Source organism: Brevundimonas sp. UBA4553 (assembly GCF_002387245.1).
In the GTDB taxonomy this organism is placed as follows: domain Bacteria; phylum Pseudomonadota; class Alphaproteobacteria; order Caulobacterales; family Caulobacteraceae; genus Brevundimonas.
Genome location: NZ_DGLD01000002.1, coordinates 61,619 through 81,687 on the forward strand (window position 1 = coordinate 61,619; position 20,069 = coordinate 81,687).

Annotated in this window: 22 protein-coding genes; 10 read left to right on the forward strand and 12 right to left on the reverse strand. The window is 68.8% G+C overall.

The genetic code is table 11. The features are described from left to right. Positions 1 to 56: 56 nt before the first annotated feature. From B4A39_RS01665 to B4A39_RS01680, 4 genes are all read left to right on the forward strand, one after another. Positions 57 to 671, forward strand: coding sequence for a superoxide dismutase (locus tag B4A39_RS01665; RefSeq protein WP_292032582.1), 615 nt, complete (start codon positions 57 to 59; stop codon positions 669 to 671). 168 nt (positions 672 to 839) lie between these two features. After that, positions 840 to 1,457 carry a 30S ribosomal protein S4 gene (gene rpsD, locus B4A39_RS01670; protein WP_292032585.1) on the forward strand — a complete coding sequence of 206 codons (618 nt, stop codon included), beginning with the start codon at positions 840 to 842 and terminating at the stop codon, positions 1,455 to 1,457. A 139-nt stretch (positions 1,458 to 1,596) separates the two neighbouring features. Then, positions 1,597 to 1,995 (forward strand): hypothetical protein, encoded by a 399-nt coding sequence (locus B4A39_RS01675; protein WP_292032588.1) that lies wholly within the window; start codon positions 1,597 to 1,599, stop codon positions 1,993 to 1,995. Between the two features lie 105 nt (positions 1,996 to 2,100). Further along, positions 2,101 to 4,497, forward strand: coding sequence for a bifunctional diguanylate cyclase/phosphodiesterase (locus B4A39_RS01680; protein WP_292032590.1), 2,397 nt, complete (start codon positions 2,101 to 2,103; stop codon positions 4,495 to 4,497). On the opposite strand, the gene B4A39_RS01685 is transcribed toward B4A39_RS01680, so the two are convergent. Then, on the reverse strand, positions 4,452 to 5,582 hold the full coding sequence (locus B4A39_RS01685) for an NADH:flavin oxidoreductase/NADH oxidase (RefSeq protein WP_292032592.1): 1,131 nt from the start codon (positions 5,580 to 5,582) through the stop codon (positions 4,452 to 4,454). The two genes, B4A39_RS01680 and B4A39_RS01685, sit on opposite strands and share 46 nt — an antisense overlap. Before the next feature lie 147 nt (positions 5,583 to 5,729). Here B4A39_RS01685 and B4A39_RS01690 point away from each other — a divergent pair, with 147 nt between their 5' ends. Continuing rightward, the gene (locus tag B4A39_RS01690) at positions 5,730 to 5,858 is read left to right on the forward strand and encodes a hypothetical protein (protein WP_292032595.1); all 129 of its coding nucleotides are present in this window, start codon (positions 5,730 to 5,732) and stop codon (positions 5,856 to 5,858) included. Beyond that, the gene (locus B4A39_RS01695; protein WP_292032597.1) at positions 5,858 to 6,250 is read left to right on the forward strand and encodes a hypothetical protein; all 393 of its coding nucleotides are present in this window, start codon (positions 5,858 to 5,860) and stop codon (positions 6,248 to 6,250) included. The genes B4A39_RS01690 and B4A39_RS01695 overlap by 1 nt, the downstream gene beginning before the upstream one ends. Positions 6,251 to 6,311: 61 nt before the next feature. On the opposite strand, the gene B4A39_RS01700 is transcribed toward B4A39_RS01695, so the two are convergent. From B4A39_RS01700 to B4A39_RS01720, 5 genes are all read right to left on the reverse strand, one after another. Next, positions 6,312 to 6,737, reverse strand: coding sequence for an acyl-CoA thioesterase (locus B4A39_RS01700; protein WP_292032599.1), 426 nt, complete (start codon positions 6,735 to 6,737; stop codon positions 6,312 to 6,314). Positions 6,738 to 6,743: 6 nt separating this feature from the next. Then, positions 6,744 to 7,103 (reverse strand): Grx4 family monothiol glutaredoxin, encoded by a 360-nt coding sequence (gene grxD / locus B4A39_RS01705; RefSeq protein WP_292032601.1) that lies wholly within the window; start codon positions 7,101 to 7,103, stop codon positions 6,744 to 6,746. A 74-nt stretch (positions 7,104 to 7,177) separates the two neighbouring features. After that, positions 7,178 to 8,428: a hypothetical protein gene (locus B4A39_RS01710; RefSeq protein WP_292032602.1), complete on the reverse strand. Its 1,251-nt coding sequence runs from the start codon at positions 8,426 to 8,428 to the stop codon at positions 7,178 to 7,180. 130 nt (positions 8,429 to 8,558) lie between these two features. Further along, entirely contained in the window at positions 8,559 to 8,900 is a 342-nt protein-coding gene (locus B4A39_RS01715; RefSeq protein WP_292032604.1) for a hypothetical protein, read from the reverse strand. Positions 8,901 to 9,007: 107 nt separating this feature from the next. Beyond that, complete coding sequence (locus tag B4A39_RS01720; RefSeq protein ID WP_292032607.1) at positions 9,008 to 9,910, reverse strand: LysR substrate-binding domain-containing protein; 903 nt, start codon at positions 9,908 to 9,910, stop codon at positions 9,008 to 9,010. A gap of 56 nt (positions 9,911 to 9,966) precedes the next feature. On the opposite strand from B4A39_RS01720, the gene B4A39_RS01725 reads away from it, so the two are divergent. Then, the gene (locus B4A39_RS01725) at positions 9,967 to 11,112 is read left to right on the forward strand and encodes an MFS transporter (RefSeq protein ID WP_292032609.1); all 1,146 of its coding nucleotides are present in this window, start codon (positions 9,967 to 9,969) and stop codon (positions 11,110 to 11,112) included. Here B4A39_RS01725 and B4A39_RS01730 read toward each other — a convergent pair. Continuing rightward, a complete protein-coding gene (locus B4A39_RS01730) occupies positions 11,109 to 12,563 on the reverse strand; it encodes a PLP-dependent aminotransferase family protein (RefSeq protein WP_292032611.1) in 1,455 nt (484 codons plus the stop codon). The two genes, B4A39_RS01725 and B4A39_RS01730, sit on opposite strands and share 4 nt — an antisense overlap. A gap of 66 nt (positions 12,564 to 12,629) precedes the next feature. Between B4A39_RS01730 and B4A39_RS01735 the strand changes: the two genes are divergently transcribed. Beyond that, a complete protein-coding gene (locus B4A39_RS01735; RefSeq protein WP_292032612.1) occupies positions 12,630 to 13,232 on the forward strand; it encodes a YczE/YyaS/YitT family protein in 603 nt (200 codons plus the stop codon). Here B4A39_RS01735 and B4A39_RS01740 read toward each other — a convergent pair. Further along, the gene (locus tag B4A39_RS01740; RefSeq protein WP_292032614.1) at positions 13,224 to 14,732 is read right to left on the reverse strand and encodes a DUF1570 domain-containing protein; all 1,509 of its coding nucleotides are present in this window, start codon (positions 14,730 to 14,732) and stop codon (positions 13,224 to 13,226) included. The genes B4A39_RS01735 and B4A39_RS01740 overlap by 9 nt on opposite strands. A 151-nt stretch (positions 14,733 to 14,883) precedes the next feature. Here B4A39_RS01740 and B4A39_RS01745 point away from each other — a divergent pair, with 151 nt between their 5' ends. Continuing rightward, positions 14,884 to 15,648, forward strand: coding sequence for an SDR family oxidoreductase (locus B4A39_RS01745; RefSeq protein WP_292032616.1), 765 nt, complete (start codon positions 14,884 to 14,886; stop codon positions 15,646 to 15,648). Positions 15,649 to 15,651: 3 nt separating this feature from the next. Here the strand turns inward: B4A39_RS01745 and B4A39_RS01750 are convergent, their stop codons facing one another. Next, the gene (locus B4A39_RS01750; RefSeq protein WP_292032618.1) at positions 15,652 to 17,298 is read right to left on the reverse strand and encodes a peptide chain release factor 3; all 1,647 of its coding nucleotides are present in this window, start codon (positions 17,296 to 17,298) and stop codon (positions 15,652 to 15,654) included. Between the two features lie 144 nt (positions 17,299 to 17,442). On the opposite strand from B4A39_RS01750, the gene B4A39_RS01755 reads away from it, so the two are divergent. Next, positions 17,443 to 17,580: a hypothetical protein gene (locus B4A39_RS01755; protein WP_292032620.1), complete on the forward strand. Its 138-nt coding sequence runs from the start codon at positions 17,443 to 17,445 to the stop codon at positions 17,578 to 17,580. An 8-nt stretch (positions 17,581 to 17,588) separates the two neighbouring features. Here B4A39_RS01755 and B4A39_RS01760 read toward each other — a convergent pair whose 3' ends face one another. The 3 genes from B4A39_RS01760 to B4A39_RS01770 form a co-directional block, all read right to left on the reverse strand. Then, positions 17,589 to 19,148, reverse strand: a complete 1,560-nt coding sequence (locus B4A39_RS01760; protein ID WP_292032622.1) for a tetratricopeptide repeat protein — start codon at positions 19,146 to 19,148, stop codon at positions 17,589 to 17,591. Positions 19,149 to 19,217: 69 nt separating this feature from the next. After that, the gene (locus B4A39_RS01765) at positions 19,218 to 19,598 is read right to left on the reverse strand and encodes a hypothetical protein (RefSeq protein ID WP_292032624.1); all 381 of its coding nucleotides are present in this window, start codon (positions 19,596 to 19,598) and stop codon (positions 19,218 to 19,220) included. A gap of 118 nt (positions 19,599 to 19,716) precedes the next feature. Then, entirely contained in the window at positions 19,717 to 20,049 is a 333-nt protein-coding gene (locus B4A39_RS01770) for a DUF1491 family protein (protein ID WP_292032626.1), read from the reverse strand. Positions 20,050 to 20,069 lie beyond the last annotated feature (20 nt).

The following is a 20,069-nucleotide window of genomic DNA, read 5'->3' on the forward strand; positions in this document are numbered from 1 at the left end:
CGTGCGTCGCCCTAGATAGGGACCAGACGAATCCCAACTGGAAGAGGAAGCTCCCCATGGCCTTCACCCTGCCCCCGCTGCCCTACGCCTATGACGCGCTGGAACCGGCCATCGACAAGGAGACGATGACCTTCCACCACGACAAGCACCACCAGACCTATGTCGACAACCTGAACAAGGCCGTGGACGCCGACGCCGCCCTGCAGGGTCAGTCGCTGGAAGAGCTGTTCGCCAAGATGTCGACCCTGCCCAAGGCCGTGCGCAACAACGGCGGCGGTCACTGGAACCACAGCCTGTTCTGGGAGCTGCTGGCGCCCCAGGGCCAGACCGGCGAGCCCTCGGCCGAGCTGGCCGCCAAGATCGACGCCGAACTGGGCGGTCTGGACAAGTTCAAGGCCGACTTCGACGCCGCCGGCGCAGGCCAGTTCGGCTCGGGCTGGGCCTGGCTGATCCTTCAGGACGGCAAGCTCAAGGTCACCTCGACCCCGAACCAGGACAACCCGCTGATGGACGTGGCCGACGAGAAGGGCGCCGTTCTGCTGGCCGCCGACGTCTGGGAGCACGCCTACTACCTCAAGTACCAGAACCGCCGCGTCGACTACCTGAAGGCCTTCTGGTCGGTCGTGAACTGGAACAAGGTCAACGAACTGTACGAGGCCGCCAAGGGCTGAAACGCCCGCGCAGCTTGACTCCGGGAGGGCGGGCCTTCATAAGCCCGCCCTTCTCGCATCGGGTTTCGGCCCGAGGCGCAGATTGACTACGGACGATGCGTGGACCGCCGTTGAGATCGCCGCTCCAATCGGGGAGGGGCCGGGCCGCATCAGCATGAAGAGTGACTTATGTCCAAGCGCCATAGCGCCAAGTACAAACTCGATCGGGTCATGGGTGAAAACCTGTGGGGCCGCGCCAAGTCTCCGGTTAACAAGCGCTCGTACGGCCCCGGCCAGCACGGCCAGCGTCGCAAGTCGAAAGTCTCGGACTTCGGCCTGCAGCTGAAAGCCAAGCAGAAGCTCAAGGGCTACTACGGCAACATCACCGAGAAGCAGTTCTCGGCGATCTATGACGAAGCCGGTCGCCGCAAGGGCAACACCTCGGAAAACCTGATCGGCCTGCTGGAATCGCGTCTGGACGCCATCGTCTACCGCGCCAAGTTCGTCCCGACCGTCTGGGCCGCTCGCCAGTTCGTCAGCCACGGCCACGTGACCGTCGACGGCAAGAAGGTCGACATCGGTTCGTACCGCGTCAAGCCGGGCCAGGTCGTCGAGATCAAGGAAAAGTCGCGCAGCATGGCTCTGGTGCTCGAAGCCCAGCAGTCGTCGGAGCGTGACATCCCTGACTACCTGGAACAGGGCGATCGCGGCTTCTCGATCCGCTACGTTCGCGTCCCGGAACTGTCGGACGTGCCGTACCCGGTCAAGATGGAACCGAACCTGGTCGTCGAATACTACTCGTCCTGATTTCAGGCGATCGACGATAGAGTTGACGGAGGCCCCGGTGAAAACCGGGGCTTCTTTCTTATTAAGGATCGCTGTTCCCTTACGGAAAGAAGCAGCGCATTCTACCCGGGTGGACAGGGGTCCGCCCCGGAAGGCCGAGATGAGACGAACCGCCGCTCTTTGCGCCATAGCCGCCGCCGCCGTTCTCGGGGGCGCCTGCGCCACGACGAACGCCGAGCCGGTGGTGCGCACGGCGGATATGCCGGGGCAGCTGGAGCCGATCCACGCCGCCGCCTTCACGCGCGACACGGCGGTCTTCTGGGTCAGCTCCAACGGCTGCACCAGCAAGGCGGACGTCAAACCCTTCATCACCCGCCTGCGCGACAGCGCCGTCATCACCCTGCGTCGGGTGGACGAGGACCAGTGCGCCCAGCCCCGTTCCGACGGCGTGCAGCTGCAATGGAGCTTCGAGGAGCTGGGCCTGCCGCCGGGCGCCGCCGTCTCGGTGAACAACCCCTACATGATGCGTCAGGACGAGAAGCCGAAAGAGGCCTCCTGACCCGCCGGCCGCGGCAAGGCTTCGTTAGCCATTTAGGACGACGACGGATTAAGGATTAAGGCCCTAGGGAAAGGATTGTTTTCGTATCCTTCCCCCCAGGATCCCATGCGTCTCGTCGAATGTCTGACCAACGCCCATAATCTGGCGCTGGTCGCCCTTGCCGCTCTTGTCTGCGTCCTGGGAAGCTGGATCACCATCAGCCTGCTGAAGCGGGTCCGCAGCACGCGGGCCGGGGCACGCATCGCCTGGGTCTTCCTCGGGGCTGTGGCGGGGGGCGCCACGGTCTGGTGCACCCACTTCGTCGCCATGATCGCCTATGAACCGGGCGTGCTGGTCACCTATGAGCCGGGTCTGACGGGCGTGTCGCTGCTGGTCGCCATAGCAGGCTCGGGGGCGGCCCTGCTGCTGGCGGCGCAAAGGCTGCGGATCGCGGCGGTCCTGGGCGGTCTTCTGTTTGGCCTGAGCGTGGCCAGCATGCACTTCATCGGCATGGCGGCCTTCGCCGTGGACGCGGTGATCCACTGGTCGAGCGGCTACGTCGTGGCGTCCGTGGCGGGGTCCCTGGTGTTCGGCGCCCTGTCCTTCCACCTGGCGGACAACGCCGTGGACACGCGCGGCCGCTGGCTGGCGATCGGCAGCATGGTGCTGGGCATCGTCATCCTGCACTTCACGGCCATGTCGGCCATGACCATCCTGCCCTTCGCGCCGCTGGACGGCGCCCTGACCGGCAATGACGCCAAGCACGCCATCGCCATCGGCGTCGCCGGCGTCGGCCTTCTGGTGCTGGGCGCGGGGGCGGCCAGCTATGCGCTGGACAGCCAGTCGCGCGGTCAGGCCGAGGTGCGCCTGCAACATCTGATCGAAGGTACGGTCGACGGCATGGCGGTCGAGCGCGACGGCGTCGTCATCGCCCTGAACGGCGCCCTGACGGCGCTGATCGGCGTCGATCGCGAGACGCTGATCGGCCAGAGCCTGTCGGCCTGGGCCGAGGACGCGGCCCGCCTGGTCAACGGCGACATGGTTCAGTCGACGCTGAAGACGGTCTCGGGCGAGGTTCTGCCGGTCGAACTGTCGGCCAAGCGCGACCACGCTAGCGAAGGCGTGGTCATGATCTACGCCGTGCGCGACCTGCGCGCCCGCCAGGCCCAGGAGCGCCGCATCGCCCACCTGGCCCGCAATGACAGCCTGACGGGCCTGCCCAACCGCGCCTCCTTCCTCGAACGCCTCAACCGCCAGACCTCGACGACCAAGCCGGGTCAGACCCTGGCCCTGTTCGCCCTGGACCTGAACCGGTTCAAGGAGGTCAACGACCTGTATGGCCACGCCGTCGGCGACCAGCTGCTGTGCCGCATTTCGGATCAGCTGCGCGACGCGCTTCAGGACGGCGAGTTCGTCGCCCGTCAAGGCGGGGACGAGTTCGTGGCCATGGCGCCCGTTTCCTCGCGCGCCGAGGCCCAGGCCGTGGCCGAGCGGCTCCGCGCCGCCGTCATCCGTCCTGTCACCATCGACCATGCCGACCTGTCCTGCGGCGCCAGCATCGGCGTCTCGTTGTGGCCCGAGGACGCCGACGACCTGTCGACCCTGATCAACAACGCCGACCTGGCCATGTATCGCGCCAAGGGCTCGCTGACCGTCGACATCTGCTTCTACGAGGCGGACATGGATCAGGCCGTGCGCGCGCGGCGCCGCGTCACCCAGGCCCTGCGCGAGGCCCTGGATAACGAACAGTTCGAACTGCATTATCAGGTCCAGGCCTCGGTCGAGACCGGCAAGGCGACGGGCTATGAAGTCCTGCTGCGATGGAAGGACGAGAACGGCCGCAACATCCCGCCGTCGGACTTCATTCCCGTGGCCGAGGAGACAGGTCTGATCCTGCCGATCGGCGAGTGGGTGCTGCGCCAGGCCTGCCAGCAGGCGGCAGCCTGGCCGGAGCCGCATCGCATCGCGGTGAACCTGTCGCCGGTGCAACTGGGCCATGTGGATCTGCCGCGCCTGGTGCAGCAGGTCCTGAAGGAGACGGGTCTGGCCGCCTCGCGGCTGGAGCTGGAGATCACCGAGACGGCCATGATCAGCGACATGGAACGTACCACGCACGTCCTGCGCCAGCTGAAGGCCCTGGGCGTCAGCATCGCCATGGACGACTTCGGCACCGGCTATTCGTCACTGTCCACCCTGCGGGCCTTCCCCTTCGACAAGATCAAGCTGGACCGGTCCTTCATGACCGAGCTGGACGGCGAAGGACCCCAGTCGCGGGCCATCATCCGCGCCGTCCTGACCATCGGCGAAAGCCTGTCGATCCCGGTGCTGGCCGAGGGGGTCGAGACGCCCGAGCAACTGGCCTTCCTGCGATCGCAGGGCTGCAACGAAGTGCAGGGCTATCTGCTTGGCCGGCCCCAGCCCGAGGCGGACGCCCTGTCGCACGGCGCCGCCGTGATCGCGGCGGCGCCGTCCCAGACTCAGGCCGCGATCGACGCGTCCGCCAAGGCTCTCGCCGCGGCGTAGCCGGGCCAGTGGGCGGCTCCGGCCCGCTCATACTGGACGGGCAGGCCCTCGGGTTGGCCCAAGGTCACCGCGGCGTGGTGGCCCCAGTGGGGATCGTCCAGCACGGCGCGCGCGATGGCGATCAGGTCCGCCTTGCCCTCGACCAGCAGGGCCTCGGCCTGCTGCGGAGTGACGATCATGCCCACGGCCATGACGTTGGCCTCCGGGACCGCCGCCTTGACGGTCTCGGCGAAGGCGACCTGATAGTTGGGCTGGTCGCCCGGAATGCGGGCTGTGGCGACATTGCCGCCGCTGGTCAGGTGCAGATAGTCGTAGCCCATGGCGTGCAGGGCCTGGCCGAAGACGGCGGCCTCTTCCGGGGTGACGCCGCCCTCGGTCCAGTCTGAACCGTTGAAGCGCGCGCCCAGGGCCTTGGTGCGGGGCCAGGCGTCGCGCAGGGCCTGCGCCACCCGCAAGGGGAAGCGCATCCGGTTCTCAAGCGAGCCGCCGAACTCGTCTGTCCGTTCATTCGACAGCGGCGACAGGAACTGGGTCAGCAGATAGCCGTGGGCGGCGTGCAGTTCGACAAGATCGAACCCGGCGCGGTCGGCCCGTTTGGCGGAATCGACAAAGGCGTCCACAACCCGGTCCATGCCCGCCCGATCCAGGGCGGTCGGCGTGTGCCAGTCGGCCTTGAAGGGCTGGGCCGAGGCGGAAAACGTCTCCCAGGCCTTGTCGGCGGGGGCGGGGCCGCCCCGCTCGATCCACGGCGGATTGGTCGAGGCCTTGCGCCCGGCGTGGGCCAGCTGGACGCCGATCGGGGTGTCGGAATAGGTGCGGATGTCGCGGATGAGCCGGGCGAAGGCGGCTTCCTGTTCGTCGTTCCACAGGCCGGTGTCGGCCCAGGAGATGCGGCCCGCGGCCTCGACGCCGGTGGCCTCGATGATCACCAGGCCGGCGCCCGACAGGGCCAGCCGTCCGATATGCTGGGCGTGCCAGGGCTGGGGAACCCCGTCCACGGCCGAATACATGCACATGGGGGCGACGACGATGCGGTTCTTCAGCGTCAGCGGTCCGACGGCGCGGGGGGTGAACAACAGGCTCATGCTCGGCTTTCTCGATGATCCCGGGGAGGGGGCGGCACAGTAGCTATGACTGTGGCTGTTCGGTTCAACCCCCGCCTTTCCGATTATTCACGTGATCTGAAACGGCGACGCTGGCAGTTTCCGCGTCAGCAAAGAAGGGGAACACCTATGCGCCGTATCATCATCGCTCTCGCCGTCGCCGCCGTCGCCGCGCCCATGCTGTCGGGCTGCATCATCATCGCCAGCGACAAGCCTACGACCCGCGTCATCCACTCGACCCCGGCCGAGGCCAACTGATGCGCCAGGCCTCCATCAGGGCAGCTGTCGCGGCCGTCGCCCTGCTGCCGCTGCTGGGCGGCTGCGTCATCTATTCGAACGACGGCGGGGAAAAGATCACGGTCGCCTCGGATCGCGTCTCCGTCCAGACCGAAACCCTGGAAGCCGTCCGCAAGGTCGACTTCGACGGGCAGAAGCTGAACGTCGTCGTCGGCTCCAACGGCTGCACCGAGGCCAGCAGCTTCGAGGTCAAGATCAAGGACGGCGACCCGGCCGAACTCAGCCTGACCCGCCGCGCGCCGGATCTGTGCAAGGCCCTGGTCCGCGAAGGCGTCACCGTCAGCTGGACCTACGCCGAACTCGGCCTTGAAGCCGGTCAGCCGGTGCGCGTGCTGAACCCGATCAGCCTGTAAGAAAAATCAGGACCTTCCTCTCTGTCGCGCAGCGACAGGGAGGAAAGGGCAAGCTCTGTCTTTACGCCGAAAACGGCCCAAGCATCTCCGCCGGGATGCGGGCGGGACGCAGGGTGGCGGCGTCGACCAGGCACCATTCCGACAGACCCTGGGCGCAGACCCGGCCCTCGCTGTCCTCGATGCGGACATAGCGGCTGAAGCGCGGACCCTGGGGGTCGCCGACCCAGGTGCGGGCGACGACGCCGGTGGCGCCGGGGGCGATGGCGCGCAGGTAGTCGATCTCGTGCCTCAGCGCGACCCAGGACCATTTCGCCCGGGTCTCGTCGTCGAAGCGCGCATTCCAGTGGGCCGTGCCGACATCCTGCAGCCAGCCGACATAGACGACGTTGTTGACGTGGTTGTTCTCGTCGATGTGTTCCGGCCGCACGTCCAGCGGGACGACGAAGACCTCACGATCCTCGCGCGGCGTCAGCGGCGGCCGGGCCATCCGGGGTCAGGCTTCGCCGAGGGCGACGCCCTTCTCGACCATCAGGGCCTGCAACTCGCCAGCCTGGAACATCTCGCGCACGATGTCCGAGCCGCCGACGAACTCGCCCTTCACATAGAGCTGGGGAATGGTGGGCCAGTCGGTGAAGGCCTTGATGCCGTCGCGCAGGCTTTCGTCCTGAAGCACGTCGACGCCGACGAAGGCCGCGCCCACGTGGTCGAGGATCTGCACGGCCAGCGAGGAGAAGCCGCAGCGCGGCGCGTCCGGCGTGCCCTTCATGAACAGGACCACGTCATGCTCGGCCACGGTCTGGGCGATGAAGGCGTGGACGGGGTCGGCGGCTTGGGCGGTCGTTTGATCGGTCACGTTGGGGCCTTTCAGAGAAGCCCGTCAGCTAGGCGCCCAAAGGGGCGGGGTCAAGGCCGCTGCGGCGTAAGAGCTCAGGCCGTCTCGGGCGTGCGCGCCAGACGCTCGGCGCGTTGCGCCAGGGTGGTGGCGCCGTATTCGCGCGCCGTCGCCGCGGCTTCGACCAGCATCAACCCCAGATCGCGCGGGGATTCGCCGGTCCAGCGGGCGCGGGCCAGAGCGATCCGGGCCATGCCGATCTGGTCCGCAGCCCAGTCCAGCGGGGTCGAGACCAACGACGGACGGATCAGGCGTCGACGCAGACCCGTCTCGATCTCCAGCAGCGCGCCCAGGTCTCCCACGGAGGCGGCGCGGCTCGCCTCCTGCGCCACCCGCCGTTCATGGGCCAGAGCGCCGAGCACCAGGCCGCCGCCCTCTGTCAGGGCCTCGGCTTGCACCAGCACCAGCAGGGGCAGGGTCTCGCGTTCGGCTCGCAGCACCTGGATGGCGGCCCAGTCCAGAGGGCTGTGGTCGGGCGTGAACTGGTCGGCGGCGGCGTCGAACAGGGCGTAGGCCTGATCGCGCGCCACGACATCGTCGGCGATCGCGGCCAGCGCGGCCATGCCCGCAGCGCAAAGGGCGAGAGCGCGGGCGCGACTGAGCGGCCGCTGCTCGGGCGAGGCGACCTCGACCAGGGCGCGCAGGTCGGCGCCCGCCTGATCCAGCATACGAGGGTCGCGCGCGGCGAGGCCCGCTTCCAGCATCAGGGCGGCGCGGTCCAGGCGCAGCTCGTCTTCCAGAGGGCGCTGCTGCCCCTTGAGGCCGTGAAGCGCGCCGTCCAACAGGACGGCGGCCTCCTGCAGGGCTGCGGCCTCGCCCGAGAGGGAGGCCTGCCGGGCCCTCAGCCGAGCGTAGAGGGCGCCGACGGCGGCGACCGTGTCGCTGCGCCGTGCGCCGGGCAGGGCGGCCAGCAGGGCCAGAACAGCCTCCAGCCGCGCCGGGTCGCCGCACAGGTCGAAGGCCAGCATCCCGCCCTGGGCCAACTCCAGCGTGGCGCGGATGATCTCGTCGTCGTTGCGGGCGTGTCGAAGGGCGTCGCGGGCGGCGGTCTCGGCCTTGGCCAGGCTGTTGGCGACGCCGCTTCGGCGGGCGTGTTCGCGCCACAGGGCCGAGGCGCGAAGCGAGGCGTCATGGGGCCGCGCGCAGGACACCCGACCGGCGTCGACGCTCTGCTGGCGGGCCTCGACCTCGACCAGGCCGACGCCGATCAGCTCCAGCCAGCCGAGATCGTCGCTATCGCGCGCCTTCTCGAACAGCCGTCGCAGATCTCTGCCGAATTCGAACATCTCAGACCTTCGTCGTCCCGCTTCGGGATCGCGAAGGCGATCCTGCTGACGCACAAGCAAACGCAGCGCCGCTGGAACGGTTCGGCTTGAGCATAAGGAAGGGAATTCGACGGCCAGCCCCGAGCGAGGCTCAGCCCAGACGCGGGGTCTTCTGACGGCAGCGTTGCAGGACGGCGCGGGCCTCGGCTTCGCCCGCCGACAGGCGTTTCACCGAATCGACCCTGGCGCGGGTCTGGTCGTTCTCGGCCAGGGTCGGATCGCGCCCCGCCGCCGTCGCCGCCTGCATGGCCGCCAGCGACCAGTAGAGGGCGGCGTCATAGAGGGTGCGGCCATAGCGGCTCTCGCCGCCTTCGAGTTCAGACGCCGCCTGGGTCAGCCCAGCGCACCGCACCGCCTCGTCATAGGAAACGAGTCGGGTCGTCGGGGCGGCCTGGCCCAGAACCGCCAGGGCGGTGACGACTGCGATGAACATCAAGAACTCCACGGCGCTCCGGAGGGAAGGAGCCGGCGCCGCCTCTCCTAGAGAACCACGGGCGTGTGTCGGATGAAAGACGTGTTCAGTAAAGCTTCAGGTTGCAGTCAGGTCGAGGGCGGGGCGGGGCGCATGGCGCGGCCCTGATCGACCAGCCAGCGGACGAAGGCGCGTCGCGCCCGCGACGGCTCGCCTGCGCCGGGGATGGCCGCGACCGCCGCGCCATCGGGCTGAAAGCCGAAGGGGGCCAGCAGCCGACCGTCTGTGACTGCTTCCGCCGCCAGCGCCCAGGGCAGCACCGCCGCGCCCCATCCCGCGAGGGCGGCGTCCAGCACGAAATGCAGATGAGCGACCGGACGCTCGGAGGTCGCGGTCGACCTATGGCCGCTGAGCGCCGACCAGTCCGTCCATCCGCTCAGGTGGGTACGCGCGGTCAGGCGGGGCGCGGCCAGGATCGCCGCGCGCGCGTCCGGACCCGCGAGGGCCGGCGCTATCACCGGGCCCACGGCGCTGGGGGTCACGACCTCGGCCTTCAAGGACTCGATCCGTTCGGGGTCCAGCAGGCGCAGCACGACGTCGGCCCCGCGACGGCTGACCGCATGGGGCGCCAGTTCGACCAGATGGACCCGGATCTCGGGATGCAGGCGTCCGAAGTCGGCCAGACGCGGGATCAGCCATTTGACCGACAGGCTGGCGTTGACGGCGACGTGCAGGTCCTGACCCTCGCTGCGGGCTCGCGCCACGGCGGCGGCGACCCCGTCGAAGGCGGCGGTCAGGCCGGGCAGCAGGTCGCGGCCCCCCCGCGTCAGCGTCAGGGCGTGGCGCGGCCCCTCGAACAGCCGAACCCCCATCTGGGCCTCCAGCGCCTTGACCTGACGACTGACGGCGCTGTGGGTCACGTTCAGCTCGGCCCCGGCCAGGGTGGCGCTGCCGGTCCGCGCCATGGCCTCGAACGCCCGCAAGGCGTTCAGCGAGGGCAGGGCGGCCCCGGATGTGAGGTTTTCGAACATACCCTTTCCGATAGGTCGCTTTCGTTCCCGCGGCAATGCGAGGATCAGGGCGACCCATGTCGTCCCCTGCTCATCGTCTGATCGTTCCCGTCCTCGGCTTCGGCCTGATCGTCGCCTTCGCCTCCAGCTACTATCTGCTGGGCGTGCTGGCCGAGCCGCTGGCGGCGGGGACAGGCACGACGCCGTCGCTGGTCTTCGCCGGGCTCTCCGGGGCCTTTCTGGTTTCGGCGGCGCTCAGCCCCTTCGGCGGCCGCTGGGTCGACCGGCGCGGCGGGCGCGAGGTTCTGGCGGTCGCCTCCGTGGTTTTCGCCGCCGGTCTGGCGGGCCTGGGCCTGTCGCAGGGGCCGATCAGCGTGGTCGCCTCGATCCTGATGCTGGGCGTGGGGATGGGCGTGGGCTTCTACGGCCCGGCCTTCGCGGTGCTGGTGGCCCTGCACGGCGAGGCGGCGAAAAAGCCGATCACGGCGGTGTCCCTGATGGGCGCCTTCGGCGGCGCGCTGGGCTGGCCGCTGACCCTGGCCATGATCGAGGCGGTCGGCTGGCGCGGGGCCTGCTTGGGATGGGCAGCCCTGCATCTGCTGGTTTGCCTGCCGCTCTATCTGACCTTGCTGCCGGACGGGCGGGCCGGACCCCGTCCGTCAGCGGAGGTCGGGCGGGTGCGTTGGGACGGGCGCATGATCCGGCTGGCGGTCCTGTTCGCCGGGGCCTGGTGGATCGCCACGGCCATGAGCGCCCACCTGCCGCGCCTGATGGGCCGCCTGGGGCTGGCGCCGGTCGAGGCGGCGGGCGCGGCCAGTCTGATGGCGGCTGCGGCGGTGGGGGTGCGGCTGCTCGCCTTTCTGACCTCCGGCAGGGGCTCCCCGGTCGCCGTGCTGCGGTTCGCCACCCTGCTGCACCCCCTGGGCGCGGTCGTCGCCTTCTTCGGGGGCAGGTCGCTGGCTGGGGCGGCGGCCCTGGGTCAGGGGGCGGGCAACGGCCTGCTGTCCGTGGCCTCGGGCGTCCTGCCGCTGCACCTGTTCGGCAAGGAGAACTACGCCACGCGTCAGGCCCTGATCCTGACCCCGGCGCGCTTCCTTCAGGCGGCGGCCCCGCTTAGCTACGGCGTTCTGCTGGACCGTTCGGCAGGGCTGGCGCTGCTGGCGTCGAGCGCCGTCTGCGTCCTGATGTTCGCCATGACCTTCGGGCTGGAGCGGCGCGCCTAGATCACCGGCTCAGGGTCGGCCAGCAACCTCGTCTTGCGCGGTCCGGCGCGGTCCAGGGAACGCCAGGCGGCGGCTAGGCCCTCCACGGCGCGGTCCAGATCCGCCTCCTCGCGGCTGAAGGGCAGGCGGATGAAGCGGTCGAACGCGCCGTTGACGCCGAAACGCGTGCCGGGCGGGATGCGCACGCCATGATCCGGCGCGGCCAGGGCCAGGCGCGTGCTGTCGGGCCGGGGCAGTTCGACCCACAGCGACAGGCCGCCGTCGGGACGACGCGTCTTCCACTCGGGCAGGACTTCCGCCAGTTGTCCGCGCAGATGGGCTTCGCGCTGGACGATGATCCGGCGGCGCGCCGCCAGCGGCGCCGGGTCGCCGGCCAGCAGGACGGCGGCGGCCAACTGCTCCATCACCGGCACGCCCAGATCCAGCGACGGGCGATGGCGCACCACCGCCTCCACCACCTCGGCGTGGGCGCGCAGCCAGCCGACGCGCAAGCCGCCCCAGTAGGGCTTGCTGGTCGAGCCCAGCCGGACCACGTGCGGCCCGTGATCCACGGGCGGCGGCGGCGGGCGGTCGAACCACAGTTCGCGCAGGGTGTCGTCCAGCACCAGCAGGGCGCCGACGCGGGCCGCCGCCGTCGCCAGGGCGGCCTCGTCTTCCGTCGACAGGACATGGCCGGTCGGGTTCTGGTGCGCCCCGATCAGATAGATCATCCGGGGTCGGACACGGGCGATAGCGGCCAGCATCCCGTCCATGTCCCAGCCCTGCGCCGTCATGGCCACGGGGCTGAGGTCGAGGCCGGCCTGCATCAGGGCGTCCAGGGCGTGGGGATAGCCGGGATGCTCGACCACCGCCCGATCGCCGGGCCGCGTCGCCGCCCGCAGTAACAGGGCCAGGCCGCTGAGGGCACCCGCGCTGACGACGATCTGCTCGGGCGTGGTGGTCAATCCGTCGGCGGCGTAGCGCTCGGCCACGGCGCGGCGCAGGACCTCGATCCCGAGCGGCTCATAGCCCCGGCTGGGCAGGTGGGCGGGCAGGGCCTCCAGCGCGCGGGCGTAGGCCGCGTGGACCTGTTCATCGGCGGGCATGGCGGCCGAAGCCATGTCGACGACGCCCGGCGCGTCGTCCCTCTGCATCGGCCCGTCGAGGCGTCGCACCGATCGCGACGCCGGGCTGGCGGGCAGGGCGGTGACGCTGCCCGATCCGGTGCGGCTGACCACGAAGCCGTCCGCCCGCAGTCGGTCCAGCGCCGCGCTGACGGTGATGCGGCTGACCCCCAGGGTTTCGGCCAGCCGCCGCTCGCCCGGCAGGCGCGCGTTCAGCGACAGCCGCCCGTCGAGGATCATCAGCTTCAGGGCCTCTGACAGGCGGCGATAGGCGGGCTCGCCGTCCGGCCCGCGCCAGCCGTTCAACTGACGCGACAGGGAGGCGGCGTTGACCAGGGCGGGGCGCATAAGGCCATCCTCGCAAAAGCGGCCCTATAAAACAAGGCCAATAGTCTGTTCTGTGACCTCATGTTCATGCGTCGCTTCATCCAGCTTCAACTCGGCCTGCTGCTCTACGGGGCGTCGCTGGCCCTGATGGTCCGCGCCGATCTGGGTCTCAATCCATGGAGCGTCCTGCATCAGGGCCTGTCCGAACGGACCGGCCTCAGCCTTGGCATGGTCGTCAACCTGGTCGGGGCTCTGGTGCTGTTGATCTGGATTCCACTGCGCCAGAAGCCGGGCGTCGGCACCATCTGCAACGTCCTGCTGATCGGCACGGCGGCGGACGTGGCGCTGTGGGCCTTGCCGCCTGTCGAGGGGCTGGCGCTGCGGATCGTCTTGCTGATCGCGGCCATCGTGCTGAACGGGGCGGCGACGGCGGCCTATATCGGCGCGGGCCTCGGTCCCGGCCCGCGCGATGGTCTGACCACGGGGCTGGTCCGGATCAGCGGCTGGCGCATCGGCTGGGCGCGGACCGCCATCGAGGTCGCGGTCCTGGCCATCGGCTGGCTGCTGGGCGGCGTGGCCGGCGTCGGCACCGTCCTCTACGCCCTCGCCAACGGCCCTCTGGTCCAGTGGTTCATGGCCCGTTTCGAGATCGCCCCGAAACCACAGGTCAGCCCGGCGCCGTCAGTCTGAGGCGGTTTCGGCCGCTGGCGTCCTGATCTGATCCAGCAGGGTCCGGGCGCGCTCGACGTGCTCGCCGCCATGCGGATTATTGGCCACGGGCGCCAGCATGGCCGCCGCCTCCTCGCGCTGCCCGACACGCAGCAGGGCGTCGGCCGCCTGGGCACGGGCGCTCATGACCTGGGGCGCATAGGCGACGGCCAGGCGCCAGGTCTGCAGGTCGTTGTCGTTGGGATAGGTGTCGGCCATCCGGCGGATGCGGGCCAGGGCCAGATAGATCCGGTAGTCGGTCGGATCGGTTTGCAGGGCGCGCGCCAGATAGCCCTGAGCCTCGACATAGCTCTGGGCGAGATTGTCGGGGGCGTCGTCGCCGGCCCGAATGCGGGCGCGGGCCAGAAGTTGCAGGGCCTCCGCATCGTCGGGCGCGACGGCGAGCGCCCGTTGCAGCGCGGCCTCGCCCTTGGCGGCGTCGCCCCAGTTCATCTCGGCCCGCCCCAGGGCGACCAGCGCCAGTCGGTCGTCGGGATAGCGGGCGGCGTCGCCTCGCACCTTCTGCAGCAAGGCTTGGCCGTCGGCCTCGGTCTTGGGATAGCGGATGTTCAGGCTGTCCAGCAGCATTTGGTCGGCGCTGTCGGGCAGGGTCTGGAAGCTCATCGCCGGACGGACGTCGTCCATGCGGATCTCCGCATAGCTCATCCTGCCGCGCAGATAGGCCTTCAGCGCCGCCTCCAGGCTGTCGGGCGTATGTCCAAGGTGAGTCTGCAGCGCCTCGAGCGGCGGCGTGCCCCCCGCCGTCGCCGCCAGATAGGCGTCCAGACCGCGGCGGCGGTCGGGGTCCATGAACATATAGTGGGTCAGCAGCCAGGACTGGGCGTAGAAGGCGCCGCGCATGCGGCGATTATCGAACGTGCGGGGGCTGCTGATCAGCAACTGTTCGATGGGCAGCCATTGGACCTCGTTCAGCGTCCGCAGGCGGCCCGGATTGAAGTAGCCGACCGTCACCTTGTCCGGATTATCGACCGAGGCGGTCATGAAGAACTCGGCGAAACCTTCGGTGAACCAGCCCGGATACCCGCCCGGAAAGTTCTGGAACATGAAGTGGTGGGCGTATTCGTGAAACAGGATGTCGTCGCCGCTGCGCCGGTTCAACACGGCGTAGACGTCGGTCTCGCTGGCCGAATAGAATCCGGCGACGCCTTCGGCCAGATTGGGATTCACCTGACGCAGGTCGCTGTTGGTGTAGACCAGATAGACCGGCAGCTTTCGCGACCCTTCCGTCGGGGGCACGCTGAGCTGGCGGCGTAGAAGGGCGTCGAACCGTTCCAGCCGTTCGGCGTGACGGCGGAGGTCGCCCTCGGAGCCTTCGCCATAGACCAGGAAGTTCGGGGTCTCGGCGCGTCGCCATTCGGCCTGGGCCGCCTGGACCGAACCGAGGGCGATCACCCCGCCCAGGAGCATGGCGCGCAGGGTCCGCGACAGCCGGCCGACGCGCGTTCCGTTCCAGTGAATCATGAGCCGCCCCCGTTTCGACGCAGCCTATAGGTCGACCATGACAGCTGCAAAACGGCGATCGGTCGCAGCCGGGATGCGGCGTCCGAACCTCGCCAGACCCCGATGGGCGGGCATGAAAGGAAGGCGACGTCCATCACCGAGGGAGGTCCCCATGCCTGTACTGTCCGACAAGGTCGCCATCATCACCGGAGCCAGTTCCGGTATCGGGGCCGCCGCCGCCCGCCTGTTCGCCGCCGAGGGCGCGGCGGTGGTCGTCACCGCCCGGCGCGAGGCTGAGCTGTCGGTCCTGGTCGCCAGGATCGAGGCCGAAGGCGGCCGCGCCGTCGCCGTGCCGGGCGATATCCGCGACGAGGCTCTGTCCGAGCGGCTGGTGCGCACGGCGGTTGATCGTTTCGGCGGCCTGGATATCGCGCTGAACAACGCCGGGGCCATTGGGGTCAATGAACCGACGCCCGAGATCGCCCTGGACCGTTGGCGCGACACCCTGGACATCAACCTGACCGCCGCCTTCCTGGGCGCCAAACATCAGATCCCGGCCCTGCTGGATCGCGGCGGCGGCTCGCTGATCTTCACCTCGACCTTCGTCGGCCACGCCATCGGCATGCCGGGCATGGCGGCCTATGCGGCGGCCAAGGCGGGTCTGGTCGGCCTGTCGCGGGTCATCGCCGCCGAGTTCGGGGGCAGGGGCCTGCGCAGCAACTGCCTGCTGCCCGGCGGCACCGACACCGAGGCGGGGCGCGAGTTCGCCCACACGCCCGAAATCATCGCCTTCGTCGAGGGAATGCACGCCCTGAAGCGGATGGCGACGCCGGACGAGATCGCCCGCGCCGCCCTGTTCCTGGCGTCGGACGCCTCCAGCTTCATGACCGGAACGGCCATGCTGGTCGACGGCGGGGTGTCGATCAGCAAGACCTGAGGTTCAGCCCCGCTCCTTGGTCTTGGTGAAGGCGATCTTTGGGAAGCGTTCGGAGACATAGCCGGTCTCCCACGACGACTTGGCCAGGAAGACCGGCGCCTGGTCGATGTCCACGGCCATCTGCGGGCGATACTTGCCGGCGAAGTCTTCTAGGTCGGCCTTGTCGCCAGCCACCCAACGCGCCTCGGCGTAGGGGCTGGGCTCGAAGACGACGTCGAGGTTGTATTCCTCGCCCAGGCGGTCGGCCATGACCTCGAACTGCAGCTGGCCGACGGCGCCGACGATGAAGTCCGAGCCCAGTTCGGGGCGGAACAGCTGGGTCACCCCTTCTTCGGCCAGACCTTCCAGCGCCTTCTTCAGGTGCTTGGCCTTCAGCGGGTCCTTGACCCGGACGCGTTGCAGGATTTCCGGGGCGAAGTTGGGCAGACCGGCGAAGCGCACCAGACCGCTTTCCGACAGGCTGTCGCCGACGCGCAGCACGCCGTGGTTGGGAATGCCGATGACGTCGCCGGCATAGGCGTCCTCGGCCAGTTCGCGGTCCGAGGCGAAGAACATGATGGGGGCGTTCACCGACAACTGCTTGCCGGTGTTCTGCACCTTCAGCTTCATACCGCGCTTGAACGACCCCGAGGCCATGCGGAACATGGCGATGCGGTCGCGGTGGTTGGGGTCCATATTGGCCTGGACCTTGAAGACGAAGCCGGTGACTTCGGTCTGACCCGGCTCGACTTCGATCTCGACCGGCGCCGGGGCGTTGCGGGTCTCGGGCGGGGCTTCCTTCCGCGCAGGCATGACTTTGGGCGGCGGGGCCCATTCGCCGATGGCGGCCAGCAGTTCGTCGATGCCGAAGTGGCGCAGGGCCGAGCCCCACAGCACCGGCGTCATGTGGCCTTCGAGGAAGGACTGGCGGTTGAAGGCGGGATAGCCGGCCTCGATCAGCTCTTGGGTCTCCATCAGGGCCTCATGCTCGCCCGCCTCGAAATACTGGGCGGCGTCGGCCAGAGGCAGGGCCTCGGGGTGGGGCACGTCTTCTTTGGAGCCCGCAGGCTTCTTGGCGTAGGGCTGGAACTTGCCGGTGCCCATTTCGACCATGCCGCGCAGACGGTTACCGCTCTCGGCGGGCCACCAGATGGGGGCGGGGTCCAGCTGAAGACGCGAGGCGATCTCGTCCAGCAGGGCCATCGGGTCCTGGGCCTCGCGGTCCAGCTTGTTGATGAAGGTGATGATCGGGATGTCCCGCAGACGGCACACCTCGAACAGCTTGAGAGTCTGCGGCTCGATGCCCTTGGCGGCGTCCAGCACCATGATGGCGCAGTCGGCCGCGGTCAGGGTGCGATAGGTGTCTTCCGAGAAGTCCTCGTGGCCCGGCGTGTCCAGCAGGTTGAACATCTTGGCCACGCCGTCGGCCGTGGTGTGCTCGAAGGTCATGACCGAGGCCGAGACCGAGATGCCCCGCTCCTTCTCGATCTTCATCCAGTCCGACTGGGTCCGCCGGTTCTCGCCGCGCGCCCGCACGGCGCCCGCCGCGCGAATGGCGCCGCCCGCCAGCAGGATATGCTCCGTCAACGTCGTCTTGCCGGCGTCGGGGTGCGCGATGATGGCGAAGGTCCGGCGGCGGCCGGCCTCTTCAGGCAGGGTCAGTTTCGACATGGCGCGCACGTAGCGCGCGCAGCGCCGAAAGTCGATTGTCACGATGCCGTGAAAGACCCTTCGCGAAGCGGGGCTTTTGGGGGCATGCTCATTTCTGTGAGACGCCGGTCCATGAGGTCGACGCCGCAAGGGAAAGGAAACGACATGGCTCTGGTGCATCCGGGCAAGGTCCCGCCCGCGCGTGGCGAGCGGGAACTTCACCCCGTCTTCGGTCTGATCTGCGGCTTCGGCCTGATCGCCCTGGCGGCGACGACCGTCCACATCCTGTTCGGACTGTTCTAGGCTCCGCCTCAGTCGGCGGCGGGCTCGTCCTCGGCCTCGGCCTCGCCCCGACGCAGGGTTTCGGCCTCCTCGGCGTCTGCATCGGCCTCGCTGATCCCCTTGGCGCGCAGCAACAGGGCGCGGGCGCCTGGCGAGGGTCGGTGCGGGTCGTTGACCAGGGGCTCCAGCAGGGGCACGGCCTCGTCGTTACGGCCACGGATCATCAGCACCTGGGCCAGGTTGATGCGCGCCTGGCCTAGTTGCGGGGCCAGAAGATAGGCCTGTTCCAGCACAGTCACGTCGTTGTCGTTGGGATAGCCTTCACCGCCGTTCCGGTTCTCGGCGATCAGCAGCAGGGTGGCGTAGTTGTCGGGATCGGCCCGATAGGCGCGGTGAAGCAGGCTGCGGGCCTCGGCGCTCAGGCGGTCGGCGTCTTCCGGGGTGTCAGCGTTCTTTCGGGCCTCAAGGCGGGCGCGGACCAGGTACTGCAAGGCCTCAACGTTCTCGGGCTCCAGTGCGAGCAGGCGTTGCAGAGGCGCTTCGGCAGCCGCCGGATCGCCGAAATGCAGTTCGGCGTGACCCAGCGCCAGGAGAGCCAGCGGGTCTTCCGGGTGACGGGCGGCGGCGCGGCGAACCTCGGCCGCCGTCTCGGCGCGATGCTCCTCGGAGACGCCGATCTTGAGCCTCTGGTTCAGCAAAAGCAGGTCGTTCGCCGAGCGCGGCAGCCGCGTCACGGTCACCGGCACGGTCGGATAGGCGATCACCACGCCCTGATAGGGAATGCGGCCGCTCATGTAGCGGCGCAGCGTGCGGCTCAGTTCGACCGCATCCAGCCCCGTCGCCCGTTCCATCGCTTCCACTGGATCGCCGCCGGCCCCGACATCGCGCAGATAGACGTCCAGCATCGCCTGACGCCCAGGGTCACCCAGGAACCAGTGGGTCAGCAGCCAGGCCAAGGGGTAATAGGTGTCGCGGCGACGTGCGGTTTGCAACGGGCGTTTGGACAGCAGCTCCGTCATGGGCATCCAGGAGGCCGTCTGCAGCCAGTACGCGCGGTTCTCGTTGTACTGGCCCACCAGGACGCGGGATTTCTGAACCTCGACCGTGGCGTAGTATTCGGCGAACCCCTCGATGAACCATCCCGGATAGGGATAGGCGAAGTTCTGCATCATGAAGTGGTGCGCGTATTCGTGCTTCAGCGTGTCCACAGTCTGGTCACGCAGGGCGATGCCGAAGATGTCCTCGTCGGTCGCCATATAGAAGCCGGCGACGTTCTCCGGCAGATCGGGCCGAACCTTGACCAGGCCGCTGCGCGAGGCGGTGAGATAGATGGGCAGCTTCCGTGGCGGGCTTTCTTCAACGTTCAGCCCCATGCGCAACCGCAGGAAGCGATCGAAGGATTCCAGCTCCTGAACGAAGTCGCGCAGCTTGCCCTCGCTGCCGTCGCTGTAGACGATGAAGCGTTCGCTTTCGGCTTTCAGCCAATCGGCGGAGGCGGGGGTGATCCCCGCCGTGGCGGCCGTCACCATGGACAGGGCGGCGATCACCGCGCCCCGGCGCAGGCCGCTGAAAAGATTGAAATGCTTCATGTCGACGCCCCCCATGACGAAGGCGTCAGAGGTAACGGAGGTTGACGGAATGGAAAAGGGGTTGCGGCGTCAGGCCGCCATTCGGCCCCAGACGGCGCGGTCGGCGGCGACGGCGCTCAGGCGGCCGTGGGCGGCGCGGGACTGAAGCTGGCGCATCACCATTTCGGGCAGGGCGCAGAAGCGCGGCTCGACCAGTTCGGGCGCGCAGCCTGCGTCCGGCGCCGCGAACAGGGCGGCGTTCACGCCCTCGGTCTTGTGCGCGATCAGCCAGGCCAGACGCCGGGCGCGGGCAGGATCGTTCCGATGCAGCATCGGGTCCTCGGCGAACAGGTCGCAGCCCATTTCCAGCACATAGTCGAAGTCCAGCTTCTCGAAGCGTCGCACGTCATGGCTCGGGGCCGGGCAGGCCTCGTCCAGATCGAACACGACGTCGTTCAAGAGAAACAGCATGGCCGTCCACCGCTACGCAGGCCGTTCTGGCCCGATGAGACCGGTTTACGTCGCCTCGCTTGCGGTCCCGTTCACGAACGCGGTGAACGCGCGGTTAGGGATGATGAGCTGACGGAGCCTAGGCGTCCTGCACCTTCTCCGTCAGGAAGTGCCGGCCCTGGCGGTCCTCGATCTCCACCACCCACAGGTCGGGATCGTAGCGGCGCTGACGTTCGATGTAGGCGTCCAGTTCATTTTCGCTGTCGCTGACGACGGGCTGGATCCACAGGGGCTCGCCGTCCTGGCCTGTAGCCTCGGTATAGAGACGGGCCGTGCGTTCGGCGGTGTTGTAGGCCTTGACGATCACGGCGCCGCCGCGCGCATCGCCCTTCCTGACCACGGTGGCGTAGGCGCCCTCCAGTTCGGCGCGGCGGATCAGGGCACCGGCCCAGACATCGGTGGAAAGAAGCAATTCGCTAACCCTGATTGGAC